A 21,047-nucleotide genomic window follows, 5' to 3' on the forward strand; every position below is an offset into this window, starting at 1 on the left:
AACCTTTTAGCTTTTTAGCATCATTACTGACTATACAGCGATAAAGTCTCTTAAGCGCTTGTTATTAAGCACGAAAGCATAGAATGGGTAGTTAGAACTTAATTAGCTCTCTTGAATAAGCTGATCAATAAATCGCTTTGCTTCTTGTCTTGATGATAACTGAACATGTCGATAGGTATTCGCATGTTTAAAGGCAACAGCAGTTTTATTTATAGAGATATTTGAAATTAACGCACCTGGAATAAGGCTGTTAAGGGTAGAGATAGAGTTTTGAAATTGCATATTAAATACTTCTTTATTGATATTGTTTGTTTTGAATTCCTCGCAGGTTGGGTAAAGAAATCTAAAAACGAAAATTAGGCTCTTTCACATTTTTCGTGGAAAAGAGCCCATCTTTGCGGGTTACTTCAGATAAGGGAAATAACCCTAAGCTGGCTTACAGGTCTTAAAGAACTGTTACGTTAGCAGCTTGTGGGCCTTTTTGGCCTTGTTCAACTTCAAAGCTAACCGCTTGACCTTCAGCAAGAGTCTTGAAGCCGTCAGAAGTGATTGAACGGAAGTGTACGAATACGTCTTTGCCACCAGCTTCAGGAGTAATGAAACCGAAACCTTTTTCTTCGTTAAACCACTTAACTGTACCGTTTACAGAATTAGACATAATAATAACCTTTTAAAAAATTGATGTAATGGTGGAAGCCACCGAATAGCAATAGACATAACTAAGCTAGTAAAGCAGTTGTATATCTATCTAGCACTTCAATTTGAAGGTATAAAGAAAGGTACAGCGCAGTATTAGGTAAAGCATAAAACATATCTAGAGCGAGCGAGACAGTACAGGTAATTAGCCGCCATGTCCAATTATTTCGGGATTATTTTTTAAGCATTGCAACGCGAGCTTATCATTTGGGCCCACAATGAATACGTATGTTTGTATAACGCCAATAGCGGCTAAGTTAATCTTATTCTTTTTTCGCTAGGTTTTAATTATGACAGACATGTACTCATTATCGGGTAAAACCGCCATCGTGACAGGTGGCGGCAAGGGACTGGGTAAAACTATTACTCACTTTCTATTAGATGCAGGAATGAAAGTAGCTATCTGTGGACGCAACAAAGAAACGATAAACGAGACAGTTGAACAATTAGATGCGCTATTCCCCGGTAAAGTCATTGGGACAAAATGTGATGTATCAAAAAGTGATGAAGTAGCAAGTTTCGTAAAAGAAGTTAAAAATGCATTTGGCGAACTTCACGTTCTTATCAATAACAGTGGTTTTGGTAAAGAAACGCTCATCTGGGAAACCAGTGAAGACGATTGGGATGAAGTGATGGATACCAATGTAAAAGGTTCCTTCCTTATGTGTAAGCAAGTGGTGCCCCATATGATTGAAAATCGAGAAGGTTACATTATTAATATTGCCTCTCAGGCGGCACTAAATGGATATGCCAATGCAGGCGTTTATTGCGCTTCGAAATTCGCATTGGTGGGATTTGGTAAAGCTCTTCAAGAGGAAGTGCGACCTTATGGCATTCACGTTCACTCGCTCAACCCTGCGCTAATTCAGTCACAGAAAACAGGATCAGAGAAAGTAGACAAGGGTTTGATTCAAAACGAAGACTTAGGAAAAATAGTGGTTTATCTGTTAAGCCAACCACGTAGACTTAAAATTGATAATATCGGCATGTGGGGTTTTTAATACGTTTAAGTGGAATTGTAAAACTGTCTTAAAGCGTTAACATTTTTCCATTATCATGGTGTGTCGTTTGCGTTGACCAACGAAAGTACTATGCGGGGATCTGTGTAGCTAGAGTTCTGGATACATGTGGCAACTGCAAACGCGCACATACAATGCAGTGTACCATCGGGTAATTCTGATGGTTCAAATAGGAAATAGTTATGCGAATGCTTCACACCATGCTTCGAGTTGAAAACTTAGAGGCGTCACTTCACTTTTACACCTCATTGATGGGCATGCGCCTTCTTCGGCAATCAGAAAACAAAGAGTATGAGTACACCCTCGCTTTTGTAGGATATGGAGAAGAGACCGATAGCACCGTGTTAGAGCTTACTTATAACTGGGGTGACAACACCTACGATAAGGGTAACGCGTACGGCCACATCGCCATTGAAGTAGACGACATCTATCAGTTTTGTGAAAACTTAGAAGCAAATGGCGCTGAGGTGTATCGTAAACCTGGCCCCGTAAAAGGTGGCTCTACCGTCATCGCTTTTGTTCGCGATCCAGATGGGTATGCCATAGAACTTATTCAAAATAAGTCTATTTCACTATAGCGCGACGTCGCCAATATCTTTTAAGCGCTTGTAACATAAGCTTTCTGTGAAATGTACGGCATAAGTAAGAAGGCGATAAAAGTAAACACATGGAGTGGCAGTCACATGCTAGGTAACCGCTTATTATTTTCTTTAAACCAGGTAAGCAAGGGTATAGCGGGTTCGTCGAACCAGCTCAAGCTGAGATTAAAGGGCAATGCTAGGTTGCGCAATAGATACACGACTAGATTGGCATCGTTACTACCTGCTTTGGTGGTGCTATTTACAGGTGCCCTTGCCTCTGAGAGTGCGTTTGCGGCTGGTGCTACGAATAGTAAAACCTCGCAAGCTGAAGCAGAACATACCGTTAGTGAAAGACTGCACTTTAGCGTTATCGCTCACCGTGGTGCTTCTGGCTATTTGCCGGAACACACCCTTGAAGCAGCCACGCTAGCGTTCTCGCTGCGTCCTGACTTTATAGAGCAGGATGTTGTTATCACCAAAGATGACATTCCGGTGGTACTACACGACATTCACTTAGAGACAGTCACTAATGTAGAAGATATTTTTCCAGCACGTCACCGAAAGGACGGACGCTATTACGCCCGTGACTTCACCCTCGAAGAGCTTCGAGCATTGCGGGTACATGAGCGTGCCAACAGTGATGACAAACAAGTTTTTAAAAGTAGGTACCGCGGCTCCCAGGCTAATTTCAAAGTGGCCACGTTAAGTGAACACTTTGAGCTAATCAGCGAACTTAATCGCCAATTCGGCACGTCTGTAGGCGTATACCCAGAAGTAAAGTCCCCTGCTTTTCACATTGCTGAAGGTATTGATGCCAGTAAGATGGTTATCGACACATTAAAAAACTACGGGTTTGCGGGAGAAAACGGCAATAGTTACCTGCAGTGCTTTGACTTTAACGAGGTCAAACGCATTCGTGAAACGCTTGGCTTTAAGGGCAAAGTAGTTATGCTGATTGGCGAGAACGATTGGGGCGAGAGCGACACCGACTACGATTGGCTGCGTACACAAGATGGCATGAAGCAAGTCGCGAAGTATGCAAACGGCATAGGCCCTTGGTTAGGCCATTTAATGGATACCCAGGCTATGGCTAAAGGGAAAGTAGAAGCAGCAAGCTGGGTTAAGTACGCTCACGATAATGAACTTACCATTCACCCCTACACTTATCGTCAGGATGCGCTTCCAGCGGGCATGTCTGGAGAACAAATTTTAGATGTATTGCAAAAAGAAATTCGAGCTGACGGCGTTTTTACCGACCATTTAGTGCCTGTATTAACTTGGCGAGACAAAACAAATTAACGCAAGTTAAACGGGTTTAAGGCGCTTTAGCAAGCGCCTATGACTTGGATAGTCGTACCACTACGCGCCTGTTTTGCGCGCGGCTTTCTCGCGTATCGTTTGGCGCGATATGACGTTTTTCACCGTGGCCTGTTAGCTGGATCCTATCTTCAGGTACACCTAGCGTAGTTAAATAACTTTTTACTTCATTAGCCCGTCGAATAGACAATTGTTCGTTGTTGTAACGGCCACCGTAACTGTCTGTGTATCCATCGAGAAGCACAAGCTCCAATTCGCTGTCTTCTTTTAAATATTCGCCAATCATAGTTAAACGCTTTTGCGAATACTTAGTAAGTTCTGTGCTGTTGTTCTGATAAGACAGCACTGTGTAGGCTATGTCATCAAAACTAAAGGGAAGCAAGTTCGACACGCACTTAACAAAGTCGCGATACACACCTGAGAAGTTGCTTGCGTTTAATGCCACACTCACCTGGTCGTATTTGTTGTACCAATCTTGGTAGTAAATCGTAGGCCAAAAGCCTTTCTCTAACTCAGATAGCATGGTCCATGCAGCATCTTGCGGCAAGTCGCCGTTATATTGCTTGCGAATAGACATATCCGCGATGGTCTTTGGCGCCACACCCGGCATCCACTTTGGCGGAACAGAGTAGACCGCAGCCACATCAAACTTGTTTGGCAGCATGTACATATCTAATTCAAATTCCATGTTGAGCTGCTTCGACGCAGAACTCGTGAACATGGCTTCGCCGTAGCCAGGAAGTTCGTGGTTAAGCGTACACTGCAGCCGCGTGTCAGTATCAATACGCCAGTTGGAGCTTTCTATGGTTGCAGAATATTGCCGCATGGCAGCATGGGACGACAGCGACCCCACCATCCCCAATAAAGCGATATATTTTAATTTCGACACCATTTCGACACCATAACGAAAGTCAGACTAACACAGGTGTAGGCTTTTCATACGCCCACCAATATTTAAGAGCCATAAATTGTACCCATTCGTTTTAAGCCGCGAATTGAGTGTTTTAAAAATCCATGGTTAATATGATTATCGTCCAAAGTGTAGAAAAGTTTAGCGCTTAATACCATTAACGTTTCGTACTATTAGCGCGTCCCATCTTCGCTACTTTCAAATTGAAACTGGCAACTCGAAGATATCCTTGCGATAATTCTTTTCGCTAATAAGTTTCGCAGGTAGGTTTGCATAAAAAGCGACCAACCAGTTTCTGCAATCTAGTCTTACAAGAGTGTTTATGTCTGCCAACCCGCCCCTTCTTTCCCAGCGCTTTCGAGGTTATTTCCCTGTTGTTATCGACGTTGAAACGGCCGGATTTAATGCAGGCACTGACGCCTTATTAGAGTTAGCAGCGGTTACGGTGAAAATGGATGAAGACGGTATACTGCATCCAGACCAAACCTTTCACTACCATATAGATCCGTTCGAGGGCGCTAACCTTGAGCCCGCGGCGTTAGAATTTAATGGCATTGATCCAAATTGCGCATTACGAGGTGCTATTGAGGAAAGCGAAGCCATGAAGGATTTATGTAAAGGTATTCGCAAAGCACAGAAAAATGCAGACTGTCAGCGTTCTGTTATCGTTGCTCATAACGCAACGTTTGACCAAAGCTTCGTTAATGCTGCGATTGAGCGCTGCAATATAAAGCGCACGCCCTTTCATCCATTTGTTTCCTTCGATACCACCAGCCTAGCGGGCCTTGCTCTTGGTCAAACTGTGCTGGTAAAGGCATGCCGGGCTGCGGGTATATCGTTTGACCAAAATGAAGCGCATAGCGCCCTTTACGATGCACAGAAAACCACCGAGCTATTTTGCTATATGGTAAATCGCTATAAGGCCTTAGGTGGCTGGCCAGTAGAAAATCAAGAATAGTTTATTTAGATAAACGCCATAAACAAAAACAGCGCCAAAAGGCGCTGTTTTATTATCTTTGAACAGGTTAGCTTATAGCTTGTCTGCTTCTTCAGATAGGTATTTAGCTACACCTTCAGGTGATGCATCCATACCTGATTTACCTTCGGTCCAACCTGCTGGGCAAACTTCGCCATGCTCTTCGTGGAACGCTAGTGCATCAACCATGCGAAGCATTTCGTCAACGTTACGACCAAGTGGAAGATCGTTTACTACCTGGTGACGTACCATACCTTCTGCATCAATTAGGAATGAACCGCGGAAAGCAACACCATCTTCAGGGTGCTCAACATCGTATGCTTGGCAGATGTCGTGTTTTACGTCAGCAACAAGAGTGTATTTAACCGGACCAATACCACCTTGATTTACTGGGGTATTTCTCCACGCATTGTGTGAAAATTGAGAGTCGATTGAAACACCAATTACTTCAACACCGCGCTTTTTAAACTCGTCATAACGCTTGTCGAAAGCGATAAGCTCTGACGGGCATACAAAAGTAAAATCTAGCGGGTAGAAGAATACAACCGCTTTTTTACCCTTGATTGCTTCACTTAGTGTGAAAGAATCTACGATTTCACCGCTACCAAGTACCGCTGCAGCAGTAAAATCAGGCGCAGGACGGCCAACTAATACACTCATGAGTCTCTCCATTTATATTTGGATTGTAATAATAGAAGTGATTACATTGCGTAAACACTTTGATAGAAAATTTCCTTCCCAGAAAATAGGTACGAATACGGAAATAACAATGTTAAACAATGAGTTTTTTTACTGCTCGTACCAATAATGCTCGTCCACATAAATAATTATCTAGACATTACCCAGTCATTACCAAATTGTGGTTTATTAAACTTGCCATTATCTGCTTGCCAAAACAAAGAATAACAATTATTATCATTTACAGATTCATTTGGAGTACGTTTAATGTTTGTTTGCATGTGCTATGGGGTAACAGATAAAAGCATTCGCGCGGCGGTTGAAGAAAACGGCGTGGGAAATGTACGTGAGTTACGCCAACATTTAGAGCTAGGCTCACAGTGCGGTAAGTGCATCAATATGGCGCAACAAATTATCGATCAAACTATCATTGATGAGTCGCTTTTCAAAGACGTTGGCTAATATTAAAGTCCAAGGCTATCAAGGCTAAATATCGCAGTCTTATTTCCGAACACGCTTACCCTATCTATTGAAGTTAACGCTTTATTCATCTTAAAACGCTCGGTTTAGCTCCCTCACCTTTTCTTGATTAAGCTTCGTCAGTACTTTCAGCTAATTAAAGCGATACTCGACACCTGCATAGTAAAACGCGCCGTTAATACCGCCCGGAGATGTTGGTGGATAAAGGGCCCCCACTTCCCCTTTAAAGGGGTTTTCATCTGGCAACGCATCAAACAAGTTCTGCGCTCCAAAAGTAAGTTGAGTATCAGGCAAAACCTTCCAAGCGAGTTGAGCATCGAAAGTGGTTAGCGCACTGCCGTAAATATCCAAGCCTGCCGAAGCATCTAGATGATCTTCATAAAATTTACCGTAGTAGTTTAAACGCCAAGTGAAGGCCCATTCACCTTTTGACTGTTCTAAGGTAATGCTCCCTCGATGAGCAGGGAGATTGTCTTCTAACATACGTATTCGAGCCTCGGTTAAATTGGGCAGAAGCGTTGTTTCCCCATCGCTTAACACCGGATACAGAGATACACGCTCAACTTGTGTGTCTGTCCAGTTGTAGGCAACCAACACAGAGTTTGACCAGTCACTTAACGCAAAATTGTAGTTTACAACTAAATCGATACCCTGGGTTTTAGTATCAAAATCATTAGTAAAATACTTAGCGGAGTTATATCGGGCCGCATCAAAACGCCCTTGCGCAACAAGCGCATTAACGTCATCCTCGGTTAAAGGAATGGCCGATGTGGTACTGATGCGATCGGTAAGGCGAATATTAAAATAGTCAAGGGTAGCAAAGAAGTTGTCACTCGCTTGCATAACCAAGCCCAAGCTAAAGTTTACTGACTCTTCAGGCGTCAGCGGCGTGGCTCCAAGCTGCAGCGAGATAAGGTCGGTTGGCGGCAAGGTTGCTTGGTCTTCCAAGCCGTTAAGGCCATAGGCAGTAGTTACGTTTATAACATTGCTTTGTCCCACAGTGGGTGCTTTGAACCCCGTATTTACAGAACCTCGTAGTGCAAACATCTCGTTAAGTGTATAGCGCGTACTTAGCTTTCCATCAAATGTTGACCCGAAATCACTGAAATGCTCTACTCGCGTTGCTAAACCAAACTCCCAATCTTCAGTCGCGTAAAATTCCAAGTCGGCATACACAGCCCAATTGCTGCGACTCCAGTGACCAGCAGACTGAGGTTGATAACCAGGAAAACCGTTAGAGCCTATTGAGAAGCCTTCACTTAAGCCTATCGGGGGTTCTAAAGCGAAAGGGCCAGCGATATACGAGGCTTCATCTCCCGCTTTTTGAAAATACGTCTCTTTTCTCCATTCAACGCCAGCAGCAATGCTCACCGGATCGTCAAAAATAGTCTGGATCAGTTTAGTAAAGTCTAGGTTTAGCGTGCGTTCTACTTGCGATACCCCGCCTGGCGAAAAGGTCGTTGGGCTTTGCGGGCCAAGCGAAGGATTGACCGTATTTGATATGGTGTACTCAATATCGCTATAGCCCAAGGTGGCACTGATATCCATCGCCCACCCGTAAGACAATTCTTGCTTTATGCCCATTGCAATAGATGCATCGGTAATCGTTCCACCGAACCGAGGAGTAAAACCACCGGGGAACCACTCATTGAAGGCAAAGCAGTTTGTTCCAAGTGCTGTCGTGTTATCTGCAATAAGTTGGTAGCTAGGATCTTCTAGTACGTTATCATTCGATAAGGAAATTGAAGGGCACGCTATGCCGCTGTTTAGTCCATCCAAATCAGCAACAATAAGACGGCTTTCACCGGTATTTGGATCGGTTCGGCTAAAAACACCTTCGCGAGTTTGCGGGTTTCGAAAATAAAACCCTCCGTTTATTTCTCTTCTCGCGGCGGTCGCAAAACTATAAAAATAGGAGGTTGCCGAAAGATCAGCACCAGTATTGAGTGCGAGCTTAATATCCTCACTAACATCAAGAGCGCCCCAAATTTGAGATGGCGAGGCAATAAAGCTATTTCCCTGTTCTAATAACCCTTGGGCATCATCTCGCTGCACCGAGCGCGATGTGCCGTTTTGCTGTCGGTATTCTAAAGTGGCGTTAAAAAATCCCGATTCTCCTAACGCAAAGCCTTTATTAAGCTGTATTTGAAGCAGTTCGCCATCACCCTCACTGTACCCTCCAACTTTAAGCGCAACGCTCCCACCCTCACGGTCATCTTTTAGCACAAAATTGATCACGCCAGCGATAGCATCTGAGCCATACTGGGCAGAGGCCCCGTCTCGCAGTACTTCCACTTGTTTTAACGCATAAGCAGGTATAACGGATATATCGGGACCTTGAGCACCATCTGATAAACCTCCACCTAAAAATGTGATAACGGCTGAGCGATGTCTCCGCTTGCCATTTAACAACAACAGAGTGTGATCTGACGACATACCTCTTAAATTAGCAGGCCTCACCAAGCTACTTGCATCATTGATAGGCTGGTCGTTCACGTTTAGTGAAGGTACCATAACGCTTAGCATGGAAAGGACGTCGCTATTGCCCTGTGAACTTAGTTTATCTGCTCCAATAACATCAAGAGGCACTGCCGAGTCGACAGCGCTTCGAGGCGCGTTACGAGAGCCAACGATAGCAATTTTTTCAAGCCCGTTTGCCCCCTCGTCATCTGACTGTTCATTATCATCAGGCTGTTTACTTTGCGCTGTTAGCGATGCACGAGAACGAATACTCAACGCCCCATTCTCATCGGCTACCACCGCTAATTCCGTTCCCTCAAGTAATTGAGCCAATGCTTCACTCAAGGTAAAGGTTCCCTTAAGCGCATTGGTCGTTACTTTCTTCGCCAAATCAAAAGGAAACAAAAGGGTAGTGTTGGCTTGTTTAGCTAATTCAGTTAAGGCTTCGTTAGCGTTCTGTGCTGGAATAGAGAAACTAAAAGCATCGGGCGCTGATGCCGGAAGAGTTTTAGAAGGTTGAGGATTTTTGAGAGTCGAACCGCTCTCGTCTTGCGCGTAAAGTGACGGTGTTACGAATAAAAATAAACATACACTCGAGGCAATATGTAAGGGCGCTGCAAGCGCAAAGTGAGAAAACCACGCCGTTGTTTTGTGCGAAGCGCAACCAGCCGAACACGCAAGGGCATGCAGCTTCTCTATTGCCTTTTTCGTTTGCCTGCTTATCGCTAAATTGCCGTAATGCAAGATATATGGTCGATGTACTTATTATTTTAATTATATTGTCACATTAAATAAATTGATGCCAATGGGGAATAGCCAATAGCACCTATCTATCAAACATTAATTAACCTTTCGCTAGCTTAAGCTCAATACTGGTTTCTGTAACTTTCTCATAGGTAATATTAAAGCTGCTTTCTAGTGCAGACAACAAGCCGTCTATGTCGCCCACTTTGAAATAGCCCGCTACTCTGCGCTTACGTAAACTATTGTCAGAAATGTGAAAACGAACTGGCGTATAACGCCCAATTTCTAGTAGCACCGACTCAAGGGGCTCGCCTTTAAAAACTATCATACCCTGCTGCCATGCTAAATCATCATCAATCTCATCTTGCGACATGCTTTCTCGGGTTTCTACTTTGCCCAAAACAGTCGCTTTCTCCCCTGCAAACATTAGCAAACCTTCCTCTGTAACAGGACGCTTACCAAAAAGTGATTCATTTGAAGATGATGCTTTAAAGCGGTCTTTAACTAATACTTTGCCATCGGTAACAACAAGTTCAAATGCGTTGTCGTCAACATACTGCATATTAAACGCGGTACCTACTGCAGTTACAGTATTGTTTCCAGCGGTAACTGAAAATGGACGGGTTTTATCATGAGCCACTTCAAAATGAGCTTCGCCTTTTAAAAGTACAATATTGCGTGCACTTGATGTGAAATCTACCGTTACTAAAGAGTTGGTGTTTAGATGAAGCTGCGAACCATCGGATAAGGTTACATTTTTCTGTTCGCCGACACCCGTCTGAACTTTTTGGCTAACAGCAGCAAATTCAGGCGTGCTATTTAACCATGTGCGGTGAACAATGACGCCAATCGCGATTGCCATGACTAAGAAAGTGGCAGCAATGCCCCATACAGCGTTTTTCGGTAGGGCGCGCTTTTTGGCAGTGTGCCTTGCTGTTGGTTGTGGGAATAACCCACTTAATTCATTAAGCACCGACATATCATCCCACAAGCTTGCGGCATCTAATAGAGCTTGGCGATGGGCATTACTCTCTGCCAACCAGGTGTCTAACTCTACCTTTTCGTCACTTTTTAAACCGCGATCGAGACGGCTCACCCAGAGGCACGCTTGCTCTTGGATATCTTCTTTGCTTGAAAACTGGCGAATATTATTCATGTTAACTACTGCTTATGTCCTGAGTCGCGGTAGCAGTGGCACGGGGAGATGCACTGTCATTTGAAAGCTCGGCTAAATACCTAGAGCACATCATTAAACCTTTGGCGACATGCTTTTCTACGGTGCTTTCGCTTAGCCCCACAAGCTCTGCAATCTCTTTTTGTCGCATGCCATATACTTTTTTAAGTAAAAATACGCGTTTTACATCAGCAGACAGCGTGTCTGTCGCTCGGCAAAAATGAATAAAGCGCTCTTTACTCTCTACGTTTTTTTCTAAACTGTGCCCCACTAGTTCGTAAGGCAAAATATCCATGTCATCTAGCTGCTGCTTGTTTTTATTTTCTGCTTTTGCAACATGGTTCAACGCTAAATTACGCGCTGTTTTGAGCATGTATGTTCGCTCATATTGTATTTCTTGTTTTAATTCTGCTTCGTAGCTTTTTATGAAAGCTTCTTGCACGATATCTTCAATGTCGTCGGCGCCAACAATAGAACCTACCGCGCGCATTAACTTCGAGCGGTATTTTAAAAAGGTTTCAGCTACTGTCGACTTTCTTGTCATAATAATAAAAGTTGTGTGTTTCGAATTGCTTACAATGGCATCAATAATGCCTGTTTCTTCATGACTTTTCACGTAAATGATGTTCAATATAGAAAATAAAAGGGGAGCTAACGCTCCCCTCCACGTCGAAACAATTGTGAAAGTTGTTTTCGCTAGTATTAGCGATTAGAACGTGTAAACACCTCTTAGATAATAGAAGCCACCGTTAATACCGATTGGTGAGGTAGTTGGATACAACGAACCTGCTATACCGGCATACTGTGTATTCTCATCTGGGTATTCATCAAAGGCGTTTTTCGCGCCTACTGTTACAGTAAACTCTTCAGTGAAGTTATAAGCCACTTCTAAGTCCACAGTAAACTCTGAACCTACTTTATCAATAGGTAATGCAGAATCTAAGTGATCTTCAAAGATGCTACCGTAATAGTTCAAGCGTGCAAGGAAGCGCCAGTCACCGTTGGTGTGATTCGCTGTTGCACTGTAGCGCACTGCTGGAAGGTTGTCTTCTAGCATGCGAATACGGAAGTCAGAGATATTCTCTGACGCGCGGTCTACTTCTGTCGATGTCCAGTTGTAAGCAAGTGAGAACTTAGTTTCACCGCCCATCATTTCCATTGCGTAGTTCGCTACAACGTCTACACCTTCTGTTGTTGTATCGAAGTCATTCGTAAAGAAACTGATCTCTTGGAAGCTAGACGCATCATTAATACCTTGCGCAAGCAGGGCTGCGATATCATCGTCAGTTAACTCAATACCAGAAGCGGTACTAATACGGTCAGTCAATTCAATGTTGTAGTAGTCAGCAGTAATGAATAAACCATTTTCAAAGTCTGCTACCACACCAAATGTAATGCTCTCTGACTCTTCAGGCGTCAGCTGTTCGCCGCCTTTAAGCTGAGATACCGGATCCGTTGGCGGTAACGTTGCGCGGTCAATAAGTTGACCACCGGTACCGAACGCTGTGGTTACGTTACGAACGTTACTTTGACCAAGCGTAGGTGCTTTAAAGCCTGTTGAGAATGCACCGCGGAACGCAATGTTCTCAAGCGCTTGCCAGCGGAACGCAATTTTACCTTTCGTAGTATCGCCAAAATCAGAGAAGTCTTCGTAACGTAGCGCACCGGCTAGCATGAAGTTTTCAGTGATATAGGCTTCTGCATCAATGTAAAGCGCGATGTTGTTGCGGGACACACGACCTTGGCTATTGGCCGCCAAGCCAGGGAAACCATTTGAGCCAATGCCAAAGCCTTGTGTCGCCAGCGAACCTATTTCATAAGAGGCAGTATCACCTGCAACGCTCTCATAACTTTCGTTGCGGTATTGGAAACCAGTCGCTACGAATAGCGGCTCATACAAACCAACATCGAAAGGTTTTGTAAAATCAATATCAAGTGTTTGCTCAGACTGCGTGTAACGACCTGGGCTGAATGACGTTGGCGTGTCTGGACCAAGCGACGGGTTGATAGTGTTACTAATAGCAAAATCAACTTCGTTTTGGCCAAGGTTCAAACTTACGTCATAGGTAATATCGTTGTCTAACTCGCCTTTAGTACCAAAGACAAGAGACATATCCGTTACCGTACCGCCAAAGCGAGGAGTGAAACCACCTGGAAGTATTTCGTTAAACGCGAAGCAATCTGGATTGTTTAATACCTGATTGATATAGGTAGGGTTTTCAAGGACGTTGTCACCAACCACGATATCAGTTGGGCAATTACCTGACATATCGCCAGTTAAATCACCAACAAGAAGTAGCTGCTCACCGTCTTCATTTGTACCACCATCGTTTACACCACCTCTGTTGTGTGGGTTACGATAATAGAATCCACCTTCAACTTCACGCTCGGCGAAGTTGCCAAATATATAGGCTTCTGAGGTGTCAGAAAGCTCAATACCTGCGTTAGCGAAAAGCTTGATGTCATGCTTAATTTCAGGCGAACCCCAAATTTGTGCAGGATCTGCCACAAAGGTATTGCCCGCCGCAATAAGCGCTGCCGCATCGTCACGCTGGATGCTACGCGAAGTATCATCAGCAGTGCGGTACTCTGCAGAAAGGTTGATAAAGCCTTTGTCAGATAATGGTAAACCCACGTTACCTGACAGCTGGATCATGTCGCCATCGCCTTCGTAGTAAGAGCCATAGCGGGCTTCAAATGTACCGCCTTCCGACGCGTCATTCAGTACGAAGTTAATTACACCGGCAATAGCATCTGAGCCGTATTGCGCCGCTGCACCGTCACGAAGTACTTCCACCTGCTTAAGTGCCGCTGCTGGAATCACTGAAATATCAGGGCCTTGTGCACCGTCTGATAGACCGCCACCTAGGAAAGTGATAACCGCAGAACGGTGACGACGCTTTCCGTTTACAAGTACAAGCGTGTGGTCCGATGCCATACCGCGAAGGTTTGCAGGGCGTACTAGCGTCGATGCATCGTTGATTGGCTGGTCGTTAACGTTAAAAGACGGAACAACGGTTTGCATCATAGATACCATATCTGTGGCACCCTGCTGCTTGAACTCTTCGTCAGAAATAATATCAATTGGAACCGCTGAGTCTGCTACAGAGCGAGGCGCTGCGCGTGAACCAACGACGGCGATTTGTTCATAATCTTCAGCTTTCGCACTCTCTTCTGCTTCTTGCGCATAAACAGGTGCTGTAGCCATTACTGAAAACGCCGCAGATGCAGCTAATACGCCGCGCACGTTTTTAGTCAATAAAGACAAGGATGTATTCATGGTGGTTTCCCGGATTTTCTCTAAAACACTTTCAGCGTTATTCACACAATAAAAAAGTATTTCGAGAGGTTGTTGTTTTATACCTTCAACACTGACTCATTTGCGGCCAGCTGCATGTTTTATAGAACGCAAGATATTAAAAAACAAACCTTTTCCGACAAAATAAAAATATTTTTTCAAACCATAGAGGATCTCTATTTCTGACCTGTCTATATAGTTTTTACGGGAATGAAAGTGAGAAGTTTTTGGCGGTTTTTAATGAAAAAAGCTGGCATAAAGCCAGCTTTTTAATCGATATTTAAAATATCAGAAATCTGCTACAAATCGACAGATTTACTCTTCTTCTTTGTATTTTTCAGCTGTCTCTTTGATAAGCGGCTGAAGTTCGTTTTGTTGGAACATTTCGATAATAATATCGCAACCACCAACAAGCTCACCTTCTACCCATAGCTGTGGGAATGTAGGCCAGTTCGCGTATTTAGGTAGTTCAGCACGAATATCAGGGTTTTGTAGAATATCTACATAAGCAAATGGTTCGCCACATGACATCAACGCTTGTGATGCTTGTGAAGAAAAGCCACAGCTAGGTAGTTTAGGAGAACCTTTCATATACAACAAAATTGGGTTTTCTTCGATTTGCTGCTTGATTCTATCTAGCGTTGATTGATTTTCAGTATTATCCATTTGATTCCTCTGAGCACAAAAGTGTATTCCCTCTAAGATGGGAATGCATGTATGATTTATCAAGGCGAAGGGTATCATAAAATCCCTTTTAATTACCCATTACTGAATTGATCTTTTAGTACGCTCTATCCCTATCTACCTGTATATCTACCAACGCTAGATTTCCACAAAATAGATTTTGAAAAAAAATTCACAATTTTGTCATTGAGTTATAAGACTTTATCCCCACATTTGGGATATGCTTTAGCGTCTAAAGTGATATAGTCGGCTAAGCGTTGACTGGCACTTATTGAACAGGCGAAGATAAGTGTGCTTTAGACTACAATACTAAACCAACATGGAGACCGTCATGGCTTTTGAACTACCAGCATTACCATATGAACAAAATGCACTAGAACCGCATATTTCTGCTGAAACGCTTGAGTACCACTATGGCAAGCACCACGCTACTTATGTAACTAAGCTTAACGGCCTAGTTGAAGGTACTGACATGGAAAACAAAAGCCTAGAAGAAATCATTAAATCTTCTGAAGGCGGTGTTTTCAATAACGCAGCGCAAGTTTGGAACCACACGTTCTACTGGCACTGCCTTAGCCCGAATGGCGGCGGCGAGCCTACTGGCGCACTAGCTGACGCGATTAACGCCAAATGGGGTTCATTTGCAGACTTCCAAGCAGCGTTTAACGACAAAGCAGTTAACAACTTCGGCTCTAGCTGGACTTGGCTAGTTAAAACTGCAGACGGTAGCCTAGATATCGTTAACACTAGCAACGCTGAAACACCTATTTCTGGCGATGACCTAACACCAGTACTTACTGTCGACCTTTGGGAACACGCTTACTACATCGACTACCGCAACGCGCGTCCTAAGTACCTAGAAAATTTCTGGGCACTGGTTAACTGGGAATTCGCAAGCAAAAACTTTGCGTAAGCCTTACGCCGTTTTGTAGTGCACACTGTGTGCTACACAGCGTTGAAAAAAACAAATGAAAAGCCCCGCTCTACAGCGGGGCTTTTGTTTATGTGAAAAGCTTCATTAAGAGACACTAAATTCTTATAAAAGTTGCATTTTTCATTAGACGAAAAGATTAAAAACTATACACAATAATTACTATCCTTTTCTCAAATACCTACTAAGCTGAAATTACGGGGTTCCGTATTTAAGGGGTATTCATGGGTATTTTTGAACACTATCAAAGTCGCTATGAAGAGCGAAAACAGGAAGAGTTCACCATTGGGGAGTTCCTTGAAATTTGTAAGGAAGATCAAAGTGCTTACGCAAACGCTGCAGAACGTTTGTTACAAGCCATCGGTGAGCCAGAACTAATCGACACTGCCAACGACCCGGCTCTAAGCCGCATTTTCTCCAACCGCGTCATTTCTCGTTATCCAGCTTTTTCAGAATTCTATGGCATGGAAGAAGCCATTGAACAAATTGTCTCTTACCTCAAGCATGCCGCACAAGGTCTTGAAGAGAAGAAACAAATACTTTATTTACTCGGCCCAGTGGGCGGCGGTAAATCGTCACTGGCTGAAAGACTTAAAGAGCTAATGCAGCATGTGCCTATTTACATGCTTAAAGGCTCACCAGTGAATGATCATCCATTCTGTCTATTCGATGTCAAAGAAGATGGCGACATATTAGAAAAAGATTATGGCATTCCTAAGCGCTATCTAAAAACTATTATGTCACCGTGGGCTCGCAAACGCCTTCATGAGTTCAATGGTGATATTACCCAGTTCAAAGTGGTTCGGGTTTATCCATCGGTGCTTGACCAGGTGGGCATAGCTAAAACCGAACCGGGAGATGAGAATAACCAGGATATTTCAGCTCTTGTGGGTAAGGTTGATATTCGCCGCCTAGAACAATATGCACAGAATGACCCAGACGCTTACAGTTATTCAGGGTCCCTGTGTAAAGCCAACCAAGGCTTAATGGAATTTGTAGAGATGTTCAAAGCACCGATTAAGGTGCTGCATCCCCTATTAACTGCTACACAAGAGGGTAACTACAACCCGACAGAGGGCTTCTCTGCGCTTCCCTTCGATGGATTAATACTGGCACACTCAAACGAATCTGAGTGGCAATCGTTTAGAAACAATAAAAACAACGAAGCGTTTTTAGACCGTGTTTATATTGTTAAAGTCCCTTACTGCTTAAGAGTAAGCGAAGAAATTCGCATTTATAAAAAATTACTCGATAGCAGTGAACTTAGTGGCGCTCCCTGTGCACCAGACACTTTGGAATGCTTAGCACAGTTTACCGTGCTATCCCGTTTAAAAGAGCCTGAAAACTCTAGCATGTTTTCAAAGATGCGGGTCTATGACGGAGAAAGCTTAAAAGACACCGACCCGAAAGCGAAGTCTTATCAGGAGTACAGAGATTACGCAGGTGTCGACGAGGGCATGGAGGGGTTATCCACCCGCTTTGCATTTAAGATCCTCTCTCGCGTGTTTAACTTCGATCATCAAGAAGTGGCAGCGAATCCAGTTCATTTATTCTACGTATTGGAACGTCAGATTGAGCGGGAACAGTTCCCTCAAGAAACCGCTGATAAGTATTTGGAGTTTTTAAAAGGCTACCTGATTCCCCGCTATGTGGAGTTCATAGGCAAAGAAATTCAAACCGCTTATTTAGAGTCATACTCTGAATACGGGCAAAACCTATTTGACCGCTATGTGACTTATGCTGATTTCTGGATCCAAGACCAAGAGTATCGCGACCCAGAAACCGGGCAGCTGTTTGACAGAGCATCGCTTAATGCTGAGTTAGAAAAAACAGAGAAGCCCGCTGGGATTAGCAACCCGAAAGACTTCCGTAACGAAATCGTTAACTTTGTTTTGAGAGCCCGTGCAAATAACGGCGGCAAAAATCCAGCATGGACAAGTTATGAGAAGCTTCGCACCGTCATTGAGAAGAAGATGTTCTCTAACACGGAAGATTTACTGCCCGTTATTTCTTTTAACACCAAAGGCTCAGCAGAAGAGCAGAAAAAGCACGACGACTTTGTAAATCGTATGACCGAAAAAGGCTATACGCAAAAACAAGTTCGCTTGCTTTGTGAATGGTACCTACGCGTACGAAAAGCGTCATAGCCTAAAGGCTAGAAGCTTCTAGAACGTAATTGGTACTAAAGCGTGCGCTAAGCGCGCTTTAGTACCGGTATTTGTAGTTCACAACAACTCAAGCAGGTGTGTATGGCGCATTTCATAGACCGAAGGTTAAACAGCAAAGGTAAGAGTACGGTAAACCGCCAGCGCTTTATCAAGCGTTACAAGCAGCAAATAAAGCGTGCTGTATCTGATGCTGTGGGAAAACGTTCTGTTACCGACTTAGATTCTGGCGAGCAAATTAGCATTCCAGCCAAAGATATTTCTGAACCTATTTTTCATACAGGACGAGGTGGCAGTAGAGATATTGTCCACCCCGGCAACGACCAATTCACTGCAGGAGATAAAATTGACAGACCGCCAGGTGGCGGCGGTAAAGGCGCAGGTGAAGGCGACGCTAGCAACGAGGGTGAAGGGCAAGACGAGTTCGTATTTTCAATATCCAAAGACGAATATTTAGACTTACTATTTGAAGATTTAGCGCTTCCAAATTTAAAGAAAAATCAGTTCGACAAAGTCACCCAATTCGAAACCTACCGCGCAGGTTATCAGACCGACGGCGTACCGAGTAACCTTGATATTGTTCGCTCGCTCAAAGGTTCTGTAGCAAGGCGTATTGCCCTAAGTGGAAGTGATAGAAAGAAACTCAAAGAGCTTGAAGAAACACTGGTACTGCTTGTAGAAGACAAGCATGACAATACGCTGGCTATTAATGCACTAAAAGAAGAAATTGAAGCACTTAAAGCCAAAATAGCTCGAGTGCCTTTTATCGACACGTTTGATTTACGCTTTAAAAACTACGACAAGCGCCCGCTTCCTTCAAGTAAAGCGGTGATGTTTTGTTTAATGGATGTGTCTGGCTCTATGGACCAAGCCACTAAAGAAATGGCAAAACGCTTCTATATTTTGCTTTATCTATTTTTAAGTCGCACTTACGAAAACGTAGACGTGGTATACATTCGCCATCACACTCAGGCTAAAGAAGTAGACGAGCAGGAGTTTTTCTATTCTCAAGAAACTGGCGGCACTATTGTTTCAAGTGCCTTGAAACTAATGGATGAAGTAGTGCGTGAGCGCTATAGCGATGGAGACTGGAATATCTATGCAGCACAGGCGTCTGACGGCGATAACTGGGCTGACGATTCGCCACAATGCCGCGATTTGCTTACCACTAAACTGCTGCCGGCCACCCGCTATTATGCCTATATAGAAATAACAGAAAGGCAACATCAAAGCTTGTGGCGTGAATACGAGAAAGTCGCCGCCACTCACGATAATTTTGTATGTAAGCACATACAAACCCAGGCCGACATCTATCCTGTGTTCAGAGAGCTATTCAAACGCTCTGAGCAAGATGCGCAGCAAGGAGCCTAATATGACAACCGACGCTATCGCAACAGAAAACAGCAAGGCTAAATCATCAAAACGACATTTGCTAAGCGATGGGCCCGACTGGACATTTCCGCTTATCGAAGAGTACGAGCAGCACATCGATCGCATCGCTAAAAAGTTCAAGCTAGACACCTACCCTAATCAAATTGAAGTCATTACCGCAGAGCAAATGATGGATGCCTACGCCAGCATAGGTATGCCGCTTAATTACACGCACTGGAGCTTTGGCAAAAAGTTTATTCAAACCGAGCAACAATATCGTCGCGGGCAAATGGGCTTGGCTTACGAAATTGTTATTAACTCTGACCCCTGCATTGCGTATTTAATGGAAGAGAACACCATTACCATGCAAGCGCTGGTGATGGCCCATGCCTGCTACGGGCACAATTCGTTTTTCAAAGGTAATTACTTATTTAAAACCTGGACCGATGCCAGCTCTATCATCGACTACCTGGTATTTGCTAAAAACTACATTGCCAAATGCGAACAGAAGTACGGCTATGACGAGGTCGAAAACATGCTCGACTCATGCCACGCGCTTATGAATTATGGCGTTGACCGATACAAACGCCCGCAGAAGATTTCGCTACAAGAAGAAAAAAACAGGCAGGAAGAGCGGGAAGCCTACCTTCAATCGCAAGTGAATGAGCTTTGGCGCACCTTGCCCGATAGCCCGCACAGCAAGCACAAAGAAAAAATTCGTTTTCCACAAGAGCCCCAGGAAAATCTGCTCTATTTTATTGAGAAAAACGCTCCATTACTTGAACCCTGGCAGCGGGAGATTGTGCGTATTGTACGCAAAGTCTCACAGTATTTTTATCCGCAGAAACAAACCCAAGTGATGAACGAAGGGTGGGCTTGTTTCTGGCATTACCATATTCTCAATGAAATGTATGACGAGGGCTTAGTTAGCGACCGCTTTATGATGGAGTTCTTGCACAGTCATTCAAGTGTAGTGATGCAGCCTGAATACAACAGCCCTTATTATTCTGGCATAAACCCGTATGCTCTTGGCTTTTCCATGTTCATGGATATTAAGCGGGTATGTCAGTCGCCTACTGAGGAAGACTTTAAATATTTGCCAAGTATTGCGGGTAAGGACTGGCTGGAAACCGTGCATTTCGCTATGCAAAACTTTAAAGACGAGAGCTTTATCAGTCAGTTTTTATCGCCAAAAGTGATTCGAGATTTTAAATTATTCGCCCTTGAAGATGATACCGCTAACCCCTTTATCGCAGTCAGTGCTATCCACGATGAACGGGGTTACCAAATTATTAAAGAAAAGCTTTCTGCTCAATACAATTTGAGTAACTTAGAGCCCAACATTCAAGTACACAACGTTGATGTGCGTGGGGACCGGTCATTGACTCTGCGCTATATTCCTCAGCGGGGTATACCGCTTGGTGAATCTAAAGATGAAGTCATGCGTCACTTGCACAGGCTATGGAAATTCGACGTACGTTTAGAGCAAGATAATGGGGATAGTGGCGTTGAAGTGATATCGGAGTGTAAACGCGCACCGCAGGGATAAGCCTGCGGTACGCC

General features: G+C 43.9%; 18 protein-coding genes. 9 read left to right on the forward strand and 9 right to left on the reverse strand.

The window, feature by feature from the left end; all coding sequences use genetic code 11:
- Positions 1 to 102 precede the first annotated feature (102 nt).
- A complete protein-coding gene (locus ACYX4N_RS15480) occupies positions 103 to 282 on the reverse strand; it encodes a hypothetical protein (protein WP_476054645.1) in 180 nt (59 codons plus the stop codon).
- A 163-nt stretch (positions 283 to 445) separates the two neighbouring features.
- On the reverse strand, positions 446 to 658 hold the full coding sequence (gene cspE / locus ACYX4N_RS15485; RefSeq protein WP_025254517.1) for a transcription antiterminator/RNA stability regulator CspE: 213 nt from the start codon (positions 656 to 658) through the stop codon (positions 446 to 448).
- A gap of 328 nt (positions 659 to 986) precedes the next feature.
- Here cspE and ACYX4N_RS15490 point away from each other — a divergent pair, with 328 nt between their 5' ends.
- The 3 genes from ACYX4N_RS15490 (at position 987) to glpQ (ending at position 3,595) form a co-directional block, all read left to right on the forward strand.
- Positions 987 to 1,697: an SDR family oxidoreductase gene (locus ACYX4N_RS15490; RefSeq protein WP_476054646.1), complete on the forward strand. Its 711-nt coding sequence runs from the start codon at positions 987 to 989 to the stop codon at positions 1,695 to 1,697.
- A 200-nt stretch (positions 1,698 to 1,897) separates the two neighbouring features.
- A complete protein-coding gene (gene gloA / locus ACYX4N_RS15495) occupies positions 1,898 to 2,293 on the forward strand; it encodes a lactoylglutathione lyase (RefSeq protein ID WP_179982761.1) in 396 nt (131 codons plus the stop codon).
- Between the two features lie 105 nt (positions 2,294 to 2,398).
- A complete protein-coding gene (gene glpQ / locus ACYX4N_RS15500; RefSeq protein WP_476054647.1) occupies positions 2,399 to 3,595 on the forward strand; it encodes a glycerophosphodiester phosphodiesterase in 1,197 nt (398 codons plus the stop codon).
- 37 nt (positions 3,596 to 3,632) lie between these two features.
- On the opposite strand, the gene ACYX4N_RS15505 is transcribed toward glpQ, so the two are convergent.
- Positions 3,633 to 4,505, reverse strand: a complete 873-nt coding sequence (locus ACYX4N_RS15505) for a flagellar protein MotY (protein WP_118489874.1) — start codon at positions 4,503 to 4,505, stop codon at positions 3,633 to 3,635.
- A 340-nt stretch (positions 4,506 to 4,845) separates the two neighbouring features.
- Between ACYX4N_RS15505 and rnt the strand changes: the two genes are divergently transcribed.
- Complete coding sequence (gene rnt / locus ACYX4N_RS15510) at positions 4,846 to 5,481, forward strand: ribonuclease T (protein ID WP_474854231.1); 636 nt, start codon at positions 4,846 to 4,848, stop codon at positions 5,479 to 5,481.
- Positions 5,482 to 5,553: 72 nt separating this feature from the next.
- On the opposite strand, the gene ACYX4N_RS15515 is transcribed toward rnt, so the two are convergent.
- Complete coding sequence (locus tag ACYX4N_RS15515) at positions 5,554 to 6,159, reverse strand: peroxiredoxin (RefSeq protein ID WP_474808007.1); 606 nt, start codon at positions 6,157 to 6,159, stop codon at positions 5,554 to 5,556.
- Between the two features lie 285 nt (positions 6,160 to 6,444).
- Here ACYX4N_RS15515 and ACYX4N_RS15520 point away from each other — a divergent pair, with 285 nt between their 5' ends.
- A complete protein-coding gene (locus ACYX4N_RS15520; protein WP_179982758.1) occupies positions 6,445 to 6,639 on the forward strand; it encodes a bacterioferritin-associated ferredoxin in 195 nt (64 codons plus the stop codon).
- 150 nt (positions 6,640 to 6,789) lie between these two features.
- Here ACYX4N_RS15520 and ACYX4N_RS15525 read toward each other — a convergent pair whose 3' ends face one another.
- The 5 genes from ACYX4N_RS15525 to ACYX4N_RS15545 form a co-directional block, all read right to left on the reverse strand.
- Positions 6,790 to 9,861, reverse strand: coding sequence for a TonB-dependent receptor domain-containing protein (locus ACYX4N_RS15525; RefSeq protein ID WP_476054648.1), 3,072 nt, complete (start codon positions 9,859 to 9,861; stop codon positions 6,790 to 6,792).
- A gap of 100 nt (positions 9,862 to 9,961) precedes the next feature.
- The gene (locus ACYX4N_RS15530) at positions 9,962 to 11,017 is read right to left on the reverse strand and encodes a FecR family protein (protein ID WP_476054649.1); all 1,056 of its coding nucleotides are present in this window, start codon (positions 11,015 to 11,017) and stop codon (positions 9,962 to 9,964) included.
- 1 nt (position 11,018) lies between these two features.
- A complete protein-coding gene (locus tag ACYX4N_RS15535) occupies positions 11,019 to 11,579 on the reverse strand; it encodes an RNA polymerase sigma factor (RefSeq protein WP_474831674.1) in 561 nt (186 codons plus the stop codon).
- A 165-nt stretch (positions 11,580 to 11,744) separates the two neighbouring features.
- Positions 11,745 to 14,315, reverse strand: coding sequence for a TonB-dependent receptor plug domain-containing protein (locus tag ACYX4N_RS15540; RefSeq protein ID WP_476054650.1), 2,571 nt, complete (start codon positions 14,313 to 14,315; stop codon positions 11,745 to 11,747).
- Positions 14,316 to 14,648: 333 nt separating this feature from the next.
- A complete protein-coding gene (locus ACYX4N_RS15545) occupies positions 14,649 to 14,999 on the reverse strand; it encodes a Grx4 family monothiol glutaredoxin (protein WP_136780857.1) in 351 nt (116 codons plus the stop codon).
- 349 nt (positions 15,000 to 15,348) lie between these two features.
- On the opposite strand from ACYX4N_RS15545, the gene sodB reads away from it, so the two are divergent.
- The 4 genes from sodB to ACYX4N_RS15565 all read left to right on the forward strand — a co-directional run bounded on the left by sodB (position 15,349) and on the right by ACYX4N_RS15565 (position 21,033).
- Entirely contained in the window at positions 15,349 to 15,930 is a 582-nt protein-coding gene (gene sodB / locus ACYX4N_RS15550; protein WP_025254504.1) for a superoxide dismutase [Fe], read from the forward strand.
- Between the two features lie 242 nt (positions 15,931 to 16,172).
- Positions 16,173 to 18,095, forward strand: a complete 1,923-nt coding sequence (locus ACYX4N_RS15555) for a PrkA family serine protein kinase (protein ID WP_476054651.1) — start codon at positions 16,173 to 16,175, stop codon at positions 18,093 to 18,095.
- Positions 18,096 to 18,197: 102 nt separating this feature from the next.
- Positions 18,198 to 19,484 carry a YeaH/YhbH family protein gene (locus ACYX4N_RS15560; protein WP_476054652.1) on the forward strand — a complete coding sequence of 429 codons (1,287 nt, stop codon included), beginning with the start codon at positions 18,198 to 18,200 and terminating at the stop codon, positions 19,482 to 19,484.
- Position 19,485: 1 nt separating this feature from the next.
- Positions 19,486 to 21,033 carry a SpoVR family protein gene (locus ACYX4N_RS15565; RefSeq protein ID WP_476054653.1) on the forward strand — a complete coding sequence of 516 codons (1,548 nt, stop codon included), beginning with the start codon at positions 19,486 to 19,488 and terminating at the stop codon, positions 21,031 to 21,033.
- The last annotated feature ends 14 nt before the right edge of the window (positions 21,034 to 21,047 follow it).

The organism is Alteromonas sp. ABH4_452, from assembly GCF_056311825.1.